The following is an 11955-nucleotide window of genomic DNA, read 5'->3' on the forward strand; positions in this document are numbered from 1 at the left end:
CTCCTCAGGGTGGCACCACCTGTCTCGGCGGCGGCTCTGTTTAAGAATCTAGACAGAAAACCAGTACAATCACAGGTACAGTTGGGCGGAATTTCCGACGTTCTGTACTGACGCTTCGGCCAGTACAGTAGGTTGATCAGCGGCCGCGCCGCCGGCCTATGGTGTGTCGTTATAGACGGCGTACGGCATCCTGGAGAATGCGATGAGCGATAAGGACATCAAGTTGGCACCCGGACAGACTCGGGTCGAGTGGCTGGTCGGGCGCTTGATTGGTGCGATCGAGCAGGGGCGCTACCTGCCCGGCAGCCGGGTGCCATCGATCCGCCGTACCGCCGCCGATGCAGGCCTGAGTCCGTTTACCGTCGCCGACGCCTACGACCGGTTGGTGACGCGCGGCTATCTGTCGGCACGCCGCGGCGCCGGTTACTACGTCGAGGCCAGACAGGTGACGCCGCCACCGCGACCGGCGGTGCTCGACGAATTGCCGATCGACGATTCCTGGCTGCTGCGCAGCGTCTACGAGACGCGCCAGCTCGGCGTACGCGCCGGTTGCGGCTGGCTGCCGGCCGGCTGGTACGACGACGAGGCGCAGCAGCGCGCACTGCGCGCACTGGCGCGCGGCGGCATCGTCGGCGACCACTACGGGGAGCCGAAGGGGTATGGCGCGCTGCGCGCTGAGCTTGCCCGCCAGTTGGCCGAACGCGGCATCCCGACCGGACCGGAGCAGCTGGTGCTGACGCAGGGTGCCAGCAAGGCGCTCGACATGGTCGCGTGTACCCTGGCGCGGCCTGGCGACACCCTGCTGGTCGACGATCCGGGCTACTGCAACCTGATCTCCTGCCTGACCTTCCGCGGCTTCAAGCTGGTCGGCGTGCCGTGGACGGCGCAGGGTCCGGACACCGCGGCGCTGGAGGCGCTGCTCGCCGAGCACCGGCCGCGCGCCTACTTCACCAATCCGTGGCTGCACAATCCGACCGGCGCCAGCTACACGTTGCCGGTGGCGCATCGGGTGTTGAAACTGGCCGAACAGCACAATTTCTGGATCGTCGAGGACAATGTGTCGGCCGACCTGTGCGCCGAGCGCACGCCGAGCCTGGCGGCGCTAGATGGCCTGTCGCGGGTGCTCTACATCGGCAGCTTCTCCAAGACGCTGTCACCGGGCCTGCGCGTCGGCTTCATTGCCGCGCCGACCGAGCCGGTGGAGCGGCTGGTGCGCTACAAGATGCTGTCCGGCCTGACCACGCCGGAATTGAACGAGCGTCTTGCGCTGGCGCTGGTGTCGGACGGTCGCTATCGGCGCCAGGTCGAGCGGCTGCGCCAGCGGCTCGCCGGCGCGCAGGCGAGGGTGGGGCGGCGACTGCAGGAGCTGGGCTGGACGCTGTTTACGCAGCCGACCGGCGGGCTGTTTCTGCTGGCCCGTCCGCCGCGCGACGTCGACCCGCAAGCGTTGGCCGAATCGGCGCAGGCCGAGGACATTCTGCTCGCGCCAGGCCGTCTGTTCAGGCCGCATGGCGCCGCCTCGCCGTGGCTGCGCTTCAACGTTGCGTACAGCGACGACGAGAAGCTGTGGCGCTTCCTGGCGCGCTCGGTCGAGCAAACAGCCGATTGAGCACGCTATCCAAACGGAGTACGCTCGCAGGCTTCACGAGGGAGAGAACAGCATGCAGTTGAGCCAGCTTTATGTGCACCCACTCAAGTCCGGCCGCGGCATCGCCTATAGCCGCGCTTACGCTGGCCTGCAGGGCTTGCTGCACGACCGCGAGTGGTTGATCACGCTGCCGGACGGCCAGTTCATCACCGCGCGCGACGAGGCCAAGCTGGTGACGCTCCGCGTCACGCCGCTGGCGGGTGCGCTGCTGCTGCATGCGCCGGGCCGTGCACCGATCGCCGCGTTGACGCCGGTCTACACTGAGCCAGTCGCGACCACCGTTTGGCGCGACCATTTCACCGCGCAGCACGGCGACCCGGATGTCGACGCCTACCTATCGGACTGGCTCGGCAAGCCGTGCCAGCTGCTGTGGCTGGGTGCGAAGCCGACCCGCTCGCAGAAGACCATCGCTGCGCCGTTGTCGTTCGCAGACGGTTATCCCTACCTCTTGATCAATCGTGTCTCGCTCGATGCGCTGAACGAGATGCTGCCGCGCCCGGTGACCGAGCGCCACTTCCGCCCCAATCTGGTGATCGACGGTGCGTTGCCTTGGGAGGAGGACGACTGGCAGGTGCTGAAGATCGGCGACATCGTGTTCGACGTCGCCAAGCCGTGCACCCGCTGCGTGCTGACCACCATCGACCCCGAGCTGGGCGAGCGCGATCCGGGCGGCGAGCCGCTGAAGACGCTGATCCGCACCCGCCAGCTGCCGGAGGGTATCTGCTTCGGCGTCAACCTGGTGGCGAGGAGCGAGGGCATCCTCGAGGTTGGCGCGCCGGTTGAAGTGCTGGAGGGCAAGTACCGCTTCTGAGGGCGCATCGCCAGCAGAGAAAGGGCCGGGAGCGGATGCTTCCGGCTTTTTTGTGTCGGCTCGATCAGCGCGACACATCAGTTAGGGCAGGGCATGGGAGTGCCAGCGGGTAGATAACGGCAATGGTTGCTATACGCAACGATATCGCTTAAAGTGCCCAACTAGTTTCTTGCGGTATTACTAGAATGGCTAGTCAAACTGAGGCCGCCCTGTTGCGGCAAGTCATGTACGGCTTCTTCGCCGAGCAGCGCCAACAGCTGACGCTCGCCAATATCGTGGGCAGCCACCGGCTGCTGCTGCCATTGGCACGCCACGAGCCGATGTCGCAAGCCGAGCTCGGCCGGTTGGTGATGCTGGAAAAGAGCTGGGTCAGCCGTGCGATCGACCGGCTGGTGGCGCAGGGCTGGGTCAACAAGGCGCCCAGCCGTCACGACGGCCGGGTGGTCGAGTTGACGCTGACCGCTGCCGGTCGCAAAGAAGCGGCGCGCATCGAGGCGCTGCTCGACGAGCATGCCACCACGGTGTTGGAGCGCTTGGACGATGACCAGCGTGCTGCGCTGGTGTCGGCGCTGCGAGCGTTGGCCGAAGCCGTGTTGCCCGCTCGTGTCGCGTAATTTGTAGAGTCCCCCTGTACGGATATCCCATGGCTCCTCCCCGCTCCCGATTCGAATCCCTCGCCGCGATGATCGGCATCTGTCTGGTGCTGATGCTGATCGCGCTCGACCAGACCGTCGTCGGCACTGCGCTGCCGCGCGTGGTCGCCGAGCTGCAGGGCTTTGCCCTGTATCCCTGGGTGGCTTCGGCCTACCTGATGACCAACGCGGTCACCATCCCGATCGCCGGCCGGCTCGGTGACCTGTACGGCCGCAAGCCCTTCGTGCTGGTGTCGATCATCGTGTTCACGCTCGCTTCGGCGCTGTGCGGCATGTCGCAGAGCATGCTGCAGCTGGTGCTGGCACGCGCGCTGCAGGGCCTGGGCGGCGGCATGCTGGCCGGTGCCGCGTTTGCCGCCGTCAGCGACCTGTTTCCCGACCCGATGCAGCGGGTGCGCTGGCAGGCGATGCTGTCGGCGGCTTTTGGCATCGCCACCACCGTCGGCCCGGCGCTGGGCGGCTGGCTGACCGAGCATCTGGGCTGGCGCAGCGTATTCTACGTCAACCTGCCGATCGGTCTCTTGGCCTTCCCGGTCGTATGGCGCTTCCTGCCGCGGGTGGTGCACCATCAGGGCGATCGCCGCATCGATTGGCTGGGTGCGCTGCTACTCACCGTCGCGGTGGTGACGTTGCTGGTGACCACCGAGCAGGGCGAGCGGCTCGGCTTCGCCAACCCGCTGTTCTGGGGGCTGGTGGCGTTGTCGCTGGGGCTGGGCTGGCTGTTCATCCGTCACCAGCATCGCTCCGCCGCGCCGATCATCCCGGCGCACCTGTTCGACAACCGCACGGTGAGACAGCTATGCGCGCTGGGCGCACTGACCGGGCTGGTGATGTTCGTGCTGGTGTTCTACGCGCCGCTGCTGCTGCAGGGCGGCTTCCACCTGTCGCCGAAGGAGGCGGGCCTCTTGGTGACGCCGCTGCTGGTCAGCATCACTGTGGGCAGCATCATCAATGGCCGCCTGCTGCCCAAGCTGCCGCATCCGGAGAAGCTGATCTCCTGGGGGCTGATCGGCTTGGCGGTGGGGGCGGCGTTGCTGGCCACGCTGAGCCATGAGACCAGTCACGCGCTGATGGCGGTGATGTTCGGCCTGTGTGGGCTGAGCCTGGGCTTCCAGCTGCCCAACCTGACGCTGCAGATCCAGGCGGCGGTGGAGAAGCGCGACACCGGCATCGCCTCGGCGCTGATCCAGACCACCCGCACGCTGGGCAGCATGGTCGGCGCCAGCGTGGCCGGCCTGGTGGTCAACCTGCAGTATGGCCGCACGGTGGCGGCGGCGCTGGCCGAGGGCAAGGTCGGCGATGCCGCGGTGCACCGGCTGTTCGCCACCCCGCAGCTTCTGGTGCGTCAGCAGGACCTGGACAGCTTGGCGCGTTTCGGCCAACAACTGCACTTCGATGCGGCGGCGTTGGTCGAGCAGGGGCGGCTGGGCCTGGTCGGTGGCATCCATCAGGCCTTCGCCGGTTGTGTGCTGGTGACGCTGCTGAGCTTCGTCATCGCTCGCAGGTTGCCGCCGTTTGTCCCAAGAGGGGCTGCACGCGGCAGATAAGCCGTTTCGGTGAGTCGTCTACCCTGTTACGGGCGTCCTTGTGGCGCCCGTTGTCGTTTTGCGAGCGACGATGTCACTGTTATCGATAGTGGAAAACCATTTATATGGGCTAAAAGCTGATGTTGCCGGCAACCCCACCTAGGAAATCGCCGAGATGATCGGCCAGATTCAGCAACGCAGCAGCCAGGTGTCCGAGCCGTTGCAGGACGGTGTGGAACGGCTCGGCAGCGGGGGGCGTTCTTCAAGCTGTAGTCCGCCGGCTTGGCTGGCCGGCTGGTGGTGACGTGCTTGATCTGCAGCGTTCAACGAACACGGCCCGGTATGACCGGGCCGTGTTGTCGTGGACGAGCGCTCAGTGGCGCGAGGCGAAGGCTAGTCGGCATGCCAGTGCGGCGAATACCGAACCGAGTAGGTACTGCGGCAGCTTGTGATAACGCAGGCTGGGCGATGCCAGGCGGCGCAGGCGGCTGGCGGTCAGGATCACCAGGCCGTTCACCAGCAGGCCGACCAGGTTCAGCACGGTAGCCAGTAGCAGCATCTGCAGCACCAGCGAGCTGCTGCCCGGTTTGACGAATTGCGGGAACAGCGCCAGCACGAACAGCGCCATCTTGGGGTTGAGCAGATTGGTCAGTAGCCCTTGGCGGAACACTCGCCCCAGCGGCAGGCGCGGCGATGCGCCATCAGGGGTGCTGGCTACGCCATCGGCTCGCACGGTTTTCCAAGCCAGGAAGAGCAGGTAGGCGGCACCGGCGAGGCGGACCACATCGTAGGCGACCGGTACCAGCAAAAACAGCTGTGACAGCCCCAGAGCGGCGGCCAAGGCATGGCAGTAGGTGCCCAATTGGATGCCGGCCAGGGAGGCGAAGCCGGCGCCGCGGCCCTGGCTGACGCTGCGCGAGGCGATCAGCAGCATGTCCGGGCCGGGGGTCGCAGCCAGCACCAGGCAGGCGGAAGCGAACAGCGCAAGTGTGTAAATGTCCGGCATGGCGGGGGCCTCGGGAAAAGGCGAGTGTAGCATGCACGCCGCGGCGCGCATGGCTGCCCAGGCCTATGGCCTTCTGAGATTGCCGGCTTATCAATCACTTGGCGTTATCGCAGTGCGGGAGTATAAGAAACCTCGTCACACACTGTGACAAACTGTGACGCACTGCAACATCTGTAAACACTTCTACACTGGAGTCCTGGCGCCGGACCGATACAATGAGCTTGTACCTGCCGTCGTCCTGAACCCGTTCAGGTGGCACCCGCGGAATCCCCCTCTGCACGGTGCCATGGTATGTGCAGCTTTTCTCCTTCTTTGTGTCCAAGCTTAGCGGCGGCCCCATGGCCGCCATTTTTTTTGTCGACCAAAAGCCGCTGCTATCGGGGAAGGCCAGCGTCGCCAAGCGTATCCATGGCGAGATGTAGGCCTACGGCACGCGAAGCCCTGCGAAAGACAAGGAACTGGCAAGATCGCCGCAGGCGGCTAACCTTGATCTGATGGTCGGCGTGTGATGGTTGCCCACTGTCTTGCTCGTTGCGGCCCAGCTCGATGTGGGCTCATGAGCGCTGGTGCTTATCGGATCGATCGGTCTCTGTCCATGCAACGCTTCCTCGTTATTGTCGGGCTGCTGCTGGTCATCGTCGGTGTGGCCTGGCCTTGGCTGTCAAAGTTTCCGCTTGGTCATCTGCCGGGTGACATTCACATCGTCAGGGCGGGATTCAGCTTCCACTTTCCTATCGTGACGTGCATCGCCATCTCTCTGCTGCTGTCCCTGCTGCTCTGGATCTTTCGGCGCTGAAGCGGTGGCGCCTGATGGCGTCATCCGCGCTCACTCCCGGGGCCCTTGAGCCGCGTGGGCGTCAAGCCCGGTGACGAGCGCCTCGGCGACGGCCTGCTGGCGCGCTTCGGCATTGGCGGCGGGAGCCGGGAACGATAGCCGCTGTCGCTGGCCGCGATATTCCAGATCGGCGCCATAGGCATCGAGCCCCAGCCAGCGGGCATCGGGAAAACGCGATGCGAGGGCGGAGAGTTCCACCGCTTCTTGTTCCGCTACGAGCACCTCTGCCTGGCCCAGTTCATTGTCCTCGATCCAGCCCATCCGCCCGAAACCGGCGATCAGCCGCCATGCCAGCGGCTCCAGTCGGTAGAAGGCGAAATCGCCAAGCGCGAGATAGTCGGCTGCTTCGGGGTAATAGCGCAGATAGCGCTCGGTCATGATGGCATCGGCCCCGACTGGCTGGACTTCTCCCACCACGGTCAGCCGTGCGCTGCTGAGCACATCGGTGGCGTCCGGCTCGGCCACCAACAGGCTGGCGCGCGGGTCGGCGGCGAGGTTGCGGGTGTGCTCGGCGAGACGGCTGATCAGGAACAGCGGCCGGTGCTGGGCATCTGGCACGAAGGGCAGTAGGGTGGCGAACGGGTAACCGGGCAGGTGCAGGGAATGGCTGGCTAACGCGCCGTGGGCGGCGGTGTGCAGCAGGTCGATGACATGGCTGGGCGGGATCTTCATGGCGGTGTCCGGACGGCGTCAGGGGTGACGAAAGCATAGCCGCTTCGCCGCGAAAGGCAATCAGGAGGGCCGTTGGCGTGCGGTCCAGTGCCGGCGAGCGGCTCGTGGAACCCGACCATGACCATGGTCGCACTGGCACAGGATCTGGCGGCTTGGCTGAGCGCCCGTTAAGTCCAGCCTCTAGATCGAGCGGCGAGAGTGCCGCTTCAAGAGGGGCGCTCTTCGCGCCAATCGGCCAACCTGTATCCAAGGTTGGCTAAATCCTTTCAACCCTCTTCCAGGCGGCCGCCGTCGCGAACCGTCAGCTCCTTCATGATGTGACCATCGCGGATAAAGACGGCACGATGTTGGATGCCGGCGTAGGCACCGGAGCTGTTCTTGATGTTGACATTGTAATAGGCGAGATAGCCGTAGGTGATCACGGTGAGGTCGTGCCGACTCCAGGCCGGCGTTATCGAGCTTAGTCCCTTGAGCTGGTAGGCAGTGCCGTGAAGCGTGCTGGCCAAGTGCCCTCGGATCAGGGCAGCTGCTTCGCGCTGCGTGGGCTTATGGCCGTAGTCGGCCGCCTCTTGCTGCGCTAGAGAGGGGTCACGCATGCCGGCGCAGCCGGACAGGCCGAGTGTGGCGGCGAGAGCCGCCGCAGCGAGTAACGTTCTTGCCAAGGACATATTTTTTACGAGGGGGCGTTCGTGCTACGGGTTTTATAATCGGTTGCTTTACCGCGCTGGTCTCATCATCGTGCGGGGGCTGCGATAGCCCCTTTGTACGTCCTTCGGGCCGGATGTCGCCGAATTGTTCAGCTCGGTCTTGTCGACGCTCGCCTCGCCCAGGGGGATGCTTGAGCCTTGTCCCCATCTGCACGGTTCTTGTCCGGTCGCTGTCTGGTCGAGCTCCAAATCGGGGAATGGAGCAGGAGGCATCTGTATCATCGCCTATAAAATCAGGCGTCGATTCTAGCAGGCTGAATGTGAAATGAATGTTGCGCGCCGAGCCGTCTAGCCTGGAATCTGACGAGCGGTTCCAGCGCTTTGCCGGCTTTCAAGGCGGCCTTCCACTCAAGGCCCAGTCCAGCGATGGCACCTTGTTGCCGGCCCGCAAGGTACAGCGATCGAGCATGTGGAATGCTTGCGTTAAAAGTGCGAGAAATGTTCCTTGTCGGAATAAACCAAATGGCTATTCATGAAGGGCGATGAGCTGCGGGTGCTCGAGTTCAATTGATAAACCCGCTCCACACAAAACAAAGCCGCCCGGAGCTTGAGGCCGGGGCGGCTCGCTTCCTGGGCGGCGACATCACTCAAGAACAGATTCAGCGATCTGGATAAGGGTCGGCTGGCGGGGTGGCTGGCACGTTCGGCCAGGAGTCGAATGGGCAGCTATCAACCATAATGCTTCTCCAATAATAATGACAATGACTTTGCTGAATCGGCCTAGATCGACTTAGCGTCATTCCTCGCCTTCTCCATGGACGAAAAGGCAAAGTTTCCTGAAGGTGATTGACAGAACTATTCGTCAGTCAAATGGCTGGGCCGCTTCGTCGTCCCTCAGGTCAGTCGTATTAAACATCTGGATTCTTGAATGTTGACCCCCGCTATCGGAGTGGGGTCGCAGCCCCCCCTCGTCCGCCAAAGGGAAAGCGCGAAGCGAAGTCGTCTTTTGGTACCCGGAGGTATTTGACTGGGCAATGAGGGGCCGGCAAGTCAGTGGAAATGCCGCCCAGCCTGGCTTACCGCACTAACCGATAGTTGCTACCCGGTGGTTATTGCCCAGCCAAGGAGTGTCTGGTGACATCCAGATGGTGAGCTTGGCCCGGTACTGTAGGCTGCGGTTGTTGGCTGGTTTGGTGGTGCGGTAGCTAGTCTTGCGCGGGTTCATCTGGCGATGACTACATGCACAAGGCCGCGAAGATAAGAAAAAATAATTGGAATATATGGCCGCTTCGTGGGGGTGTGACATGCCATATAAATCAACGGAGAGGCTGGTAAGCGCTAAAGCTGGGCCATTTGCTGGTGTTGAGCCTTTGTTCAGCCCAGAAACGGAAAAAGGGGTTACGTTTGCACGTAACCCCTTAAAATCCTGGTGGCGAATCAGGGACTCGAACCCCGGACCTGCGGATTATGATTCCGTCGCTCTAACCGACTGAGCTAATTCGCCGTTACTCGCTGCGCTTGGCGCTGCGAAGTGGAGCGAACTATACGTGGCGGCTTTTTGGCTGTCAACACCCTGTGCCGAAAATTTTTCATTTCAGTGAAATGTCATTCTGCTACAAAGTGTGGCAGCGGTCGCCCTGGGTGAAGCCGATCCAGTCGATCGGCACGTTGCGGCCGAAGCCGATCACCTTGAACAGCTCGCCCATCTCGGCCGGGTTGGTCAGTTTCTGCACCGCGTTGGCCATGGGCAGGTAAGTGGCGTGGTCGTCGATGTCGAGGGCGGCCAGTTCGGCGGTGAGGCCGGCGTTGATCAGGAACTGCGCCTGGGTGGTGTAGCCGATCAGGTCGAGGCCGGCGTCGAGGCCGGCTTCGGCGATCAGGGTGAAGTCGACGTGGCAGGTCAGGTCCATCAGGCCGGGCAGATAGAACGGGTCGTCGACGGTGTGGTGGCGGTAGTGGCCGATCAGCGTGCCCATGTGGCGCTGCGGGTGGTAGTACTCGGCGCGCGGGAAGCCGTAGTCGATCAGCAGGATGGCGCCGCGTACCAGCCGTTCGGCCAGCAGGGTAATGAATCCACGGTTGGCCAGGCTGATTTCGCTGGTGTAGCCGGACAGCGGCGGGAACACCGTATCGGCCAGCCTCTGCAAGGCGGCGTCGACGATCGGGCGGTCTTCCCAGGCGAACGCGCCATCGCGCACGGTGACGCCGCGTTGCAGCGGCGCGCCGTCCCAGCGCAGCAGTTCGCAAGGCATGGCGTCGAGCACTTCGTTGCCGATCACCACGCCGTCGAGCTCGGTCGGTAGTTCGACGAGCCACTCGACCCGATCGAGCCAGTGCGGCACCCGTTCGGCCAAGGTTTGACGCTGGCGCTCGATCAGCTCGGGCGACAGGTCGACGATGCAGTAGCGCGCAGGCGGTACGCCGAGTGCGTCGAGCGCGGCGAGCAGGTCGGCGGCGAGCATGCCGGTGCCGGCGCCGAACTCGTAGACGATGCCGGCGGTGTGCGGCAGCAGTTCGGCCAGCTGGCGCGCTACGGTGCGCGCGAACAGCGGGGTCAGCTCCGGGGCGGTGACGAAGTCGCCGGCCGCGCCGAACTTGCGGCTGCCACCGGCGTAGTAGCCCAGGCCCGGCGTGTACAGCGCCAGTTCCATATAGCGCGAAAACGGCAGCCAGCCGTCATGGGCGGCGATCTGGTCGGCGATGTGGCGAGAGAGTGCCTGGCTTGCGGCCAGTGCATCGGCGGACGGGGAGGGAAGGGTGCTCATTGGAGGTAAACCGTTATACTCTGGCGCGAATTGTCGATGAATTCGTCGAGGTTGAGAAGAATGAAGAAGATGCATGGCGCAGCCTTGGTGCTGGCGGCGCTGCTGACTGGCATTGCCCATGCTGCTGACTGGCAGGTCAGCAGCCCGTACGCCGACAACGCCTTGGAGACGGCCTGGATCCGCTCGGGCAGCACCGATGTGCTGTGGTCGTGCCGCGCCGACGCCGGCCAGCCGGTGCTGGCGCTGGAGGTGCCTGCATCCAGCAGCTTCGATCTGGGGGCTTTCGAGGGGCGGGGTGCGGCTGGCGAGAAATACAAGCTCGCGGCAATTGGTCTGGACGGCAAGTTTACCCCGGTCAATGTTAGCGGCTGGCATGTCGACAGCGACCACTTCCACTGGGAGGTGACGTTGCCGCCGGCGCTGCTGGCGCGGGCGATCAAGGCGCGGTTGCTGGCGTTATCGGTGAAGCCGGCCAGGGGGAGCGGCAACCGTTACCGGCTGTGGGTCGAACTGCCAGCCAACCACGCGACGCTGCTCGAGGTGTTGCAGCCTTGCCTGGACGCGAATAACTAACCCACGACGAGGATTGCCCATGCACGACAAGGTGGTTTTGATCACCGGCGCGGCAAGACGCGTCGGCGCCGGCATTGCCCGGCATCTGCATGAGCACGGCTGGCGGCTGGCGCTGCACTGCCGAGGCTCGCGCGCCGAGGCCGATGACTTGGCCGAACAGCTGAACGCGCAGCGCGCCGGCTCGACCATGGTGTTGCAGGCTGACCTGCTCGACAATGAACGTTTGCCGGGGCTGGTCGACGCGACGGTGGCGGCGTTCGGTCGGCTGGATGCGCTGGTCAACAATGCATCGAGCTTCTTTCCGACCGAGGTCGGGGAGGTGACCGAGGCGGCGTGGCATGACCTGATGGGTTCGAACTTGAAGGCGCCGTTGTTTCTCGCCCAGGCGGCCGCACCGCATCTGGCGGCCTGCGGCGGTGCCATCGTCGGCATCGTCGACATCCATGCCGAGCGGCCGATGAAATCACACCTGGTCTATAACCTTGCGAAGGCCGGCCACGCGCAGCTGATCCGCTCGCTGGCGATCGAGCTGGCGCCGAAGGTGCGTGTCAACGGCGTGGCGCCGGGCAGCAACGTCTGGCCGGAGGGCGATTCGTTCTTCGACTCCAAGCTTCGGACGGAGATCGAGGCGAGCATTCCGCTGCAGCGCACCGGAACACCAGACGACATCGCCCGCACCGTGCGTTTCCTGCTCGACGATGCGCCTTACATCACCGGACAGATCATTGCGGTGGACGGCGGGCGCAGCGTGGTGCTGTAGCCGCGTCACGCCGCCGCTTTTGGCCAACGTCGGCCGCCCGCGCCGCCCGCGCTTCGCCG

Annotated in this window: 12 protein-coding genes and 1 tRNA gene; 8 read left to right on the plus strand and 5 right to left on the minus strand. The window is 64.3% G+C overall.

Going from position 1 to position 11955, the window contains the following annotated elements; all coding sequences use genetic code 11:
• Positions 1 to 202 precede the first annotated feature (202 nt).
• From QU481_RS13475 to QU481_RS13495, 5 genes are all read left to right on the plus strand, one after another.
• On the plus strand, positions 203 to 1609 hold the full coding sequence (locus QU481_RS13475) for an aminotransferase-like domain-containing protein (RefSeq protein ID WP_289830544.1): 1407 nt from the start codon (positions 203 to 205) through the stop codon (positions 1607 to 1609).
• A gap of 52 nt (positions 1610 to 1661) precedes the next feature.
• On the plus strand, positions 1662 to 2459 hold the full coding sequence (locus QU481_RS13480) for an MOSC domain-containing protein (protein ID WP_289830545.1): 798 nt from the start codon (positions 1662 to 1664) through the stop codon (positions 2457 to 2459).
• Between the two features lie 185 nt (positions 2460 to 2644).
• Positions 2645 to 3073, plus strand: a complete 429-nt coding sequence (locus tag QU481_RS13485) for a MarR family winged helix-turn-helix transcriptional regulator (protein WP_289830546.1) — start codon at positions 2645 to 2647, stop codon at positions 3071 to 3073.
• A 29-nt stretch (positions 3074 to 3102) separates the two neighbouring features.
• Entirely contained in the window at positions 3103 to 4659 is a 1557-nt protein-coding gene (locus QU481_RS13490) for an MFS transporter (RefSeq protein WP_289830547.1), read from the plus strand.
• A gap of 154 nt (positions 4660 to 4813) precedes the next feature.
• Positions 4814 to 4942, plus strand: a complete 129-nt coding sequence (locus tag QU481_RS13495; RefSeq protein ID WP_289830548.1) for a hypothetical protein — start codon at positions 4814 to 4816, stop codon at positions 4940 to 4942.
• 69 nt (positions 4943 to 5011) lie between these two features.
• Here QU481_RS13495 and QU481_RS13500 read toward each other — a convergent pair whose 3' ends face one another.
• Entirely contained in the window at positions 5012 to 5644 is a 633-nt protein-coding gene (locus tag QU481_RS13500) for a LysE family translocator (RefSeq protein WP_289830549.1), read from the minus strand.
• Positions 5645 to 6239: 595 nt separating this feature from the next.
• Here QU481_RS13500 and QU481_RS13505 point away from each other — a divergent pair.
• A complete protein-coding gene (locus QU481_RS13505; RefSeq protein ID WP_289830550.1) occupies positions 6240 to 6440 on the plus strand; it encodes a DUF2905 domain-containing protein in 201 nt (66 codons plus the stop codon).
• A 30-nt stretch (positions 6441 to 6470) separates the two neighbouring features.
• On the opposite strand, the gene QU481_RS13510 is transcribed toward QU481_RS13505, so the two are convergent.
• From QU481_RS13510 to QU481_RS13525, 4 genes are all read right to left on the minus strand, one after another.
• Complete coding sequence (locus QU481_RS13510; RefSeq protein WP_289830551.1) at positions 6471 to 7151, minus strand: HugZ family pyridoxamine 5'-phosphate oxidase; 681 nt, start codon at positions 7149 to 7151, stop codon at positions 6471 to 6473.
• A 266-nt stretch (positions 7152 to 7417) separates the two neighbouring features.
• Complete coding sequence (locus tag QU481_RS13515) at positions 7418 to 7813, minus strand: hypothetical protein (protein WP_289830552.1); 396 nt, start codon at positions 7811 to 7813, stop codon at positions 7418 to 7420.
• A 1412-nt stretch (positions 7814 to 9225) separates the two neighbouring features.
• Positions 9226 to 9302: transfer RNA gene (locus QU481_RS13520), tRNA-Met, on the minus strand.
• A 109-nt stretch (positions 9303 to 9411) separates the two neighbouring features.
• On the minus strand, positions 9412 to 10563 hold the full coding sequence (locus QU481_RS13525; RefSeq protein ID WP_289830553.1) for a class I SAM-dependent methyltransferase: 1152 nt from the start codon (positions 10561 to 10563) through the stop codon (positions 9412 to 9414).
• Between the two features lie 60 nt (positions 10564 to 10623).
• On the opposite strand from QU481_RS13525, the gene QU481_RS13530 reads away from it, so the two are divergent.
• Together QU481_RS13530 and QU481_RS13535 are read left to right on the plus strand one after the other, a co-directional pair.
• Positions 10624 to 11136, plus strand: a complete 513-nt coding sequence (locus QU481_RS13530; protein WP_289830554.1) for a hypothetical protein — start codon at positions 10624 to 10626, stop codon at positions 11134 to 11136.
• Between the two features lie 19 nt (positions 11137 to 11155).
• Positions 11156 to 11896 carry a pteridine reductase gene (locus tag QU481_RS13535; RefSeq protein WP_289830555.1) on the plus strand — a complete coding sequence of 247 codons (741 nt, stop codon included), beginning with the start codon at positions 11156 to 11158 and terminating at the stop codon, positions 11894 to 11896.
• Positions 11897 to 11955 lie beyond the last annotated feature (59 nt).

The organism is Crenobacter oryzisoli (assembly GCF_030385785.1).
GTDB classification, from domain to species: Bacteria; Pseudomonadota; Gammaproteobacteria; order Burkholderiales; family Chromobacteriaceae; genus Crenobacter_A; species Crenobacter_A oryzisoli.

Excerpts from the sequence above, each read along its gene's own strand:
- QU481_RS13475 (WP_289830544.1), top strand. The coding sequence starts at position 203 with ATGAGCGATAAGGACATCAAGTTGGCACCCGGACAGACTCGGGTCGAG.
- QU481_RS13480 (WP_289830545.1), top strand. The coding sequence starts at position 1,662 with ATGCAGTTGAGCCAGCTTTATGTGCACCCACTCAAGTCCGGCCGCGGC.
- QU481_RS13485 (WP_289830546.1), top strand. The coding sequence starts at position 2,645 with ATGGCTAGTCAAACTGAGGCCGCCCTGTTGCGGCAAGTCATGTACGGC.
- QU481_RS13490 (WP_289830547.1), top strand. The coding sequence starts at position 3,103 with ATGGCTCCTCCCCGCTCCCGATTCGAATCCCTCGCCGCGATGATCGGC.
- QU481_RS13495 (WP_289830548.1), top strand. The coding sequence starts at position 4,814 with ATGATCGGCCAGATTCAGCAACGCAGCAGCCAGGTGTCCGAGCCGTTG.
- QU481_RS13500 (WP_289830549.1), bottom strand. The coding sequence starts at position 5,644 with ATGCCGGACATTTACACACTTGCGCTGTTCGCTTCCGCCTGCCTGGTG.
- QU481_RS13505 (WP_289830550.1), top strand. The coding sequence starts at position 6,240 with ATGCAACGCTTCCTCGTTATTGTCGGGCTGCTGCTGGTCATCGTCGGT.
- QU481_RS13510 (WP_289830551.1), bottom strand. The coding sequence starts at position 7,151 with ATGAAGATCCCGCCCAGCCATGTCATCGACCTGCTGCACACCGCCGCC.
- QU481_RS13525 (WP_289830553.1), bottom strand. The coding sequence starts at position 10,563 with ATGAGCACCCTTCCCTCCCCGTCCGCCGATGCACTGGCCGCAAGCCAG.
- QU481_RS13530 (WP_289830554.1), top strand. The coding sequence starts at position 10,624 with ATGAAGAAGATGCATGGCGCAGCCTTGGTGCTGGCGGCGCTGCTGACT.
- QU481_RS13535 (WP_289830555.1), top strand. The coding sequence starts at position 11,156 with ATGCACGACAAGGTGGTTTTGATCACCGGCGCGGCAAGACGCGTCGGC.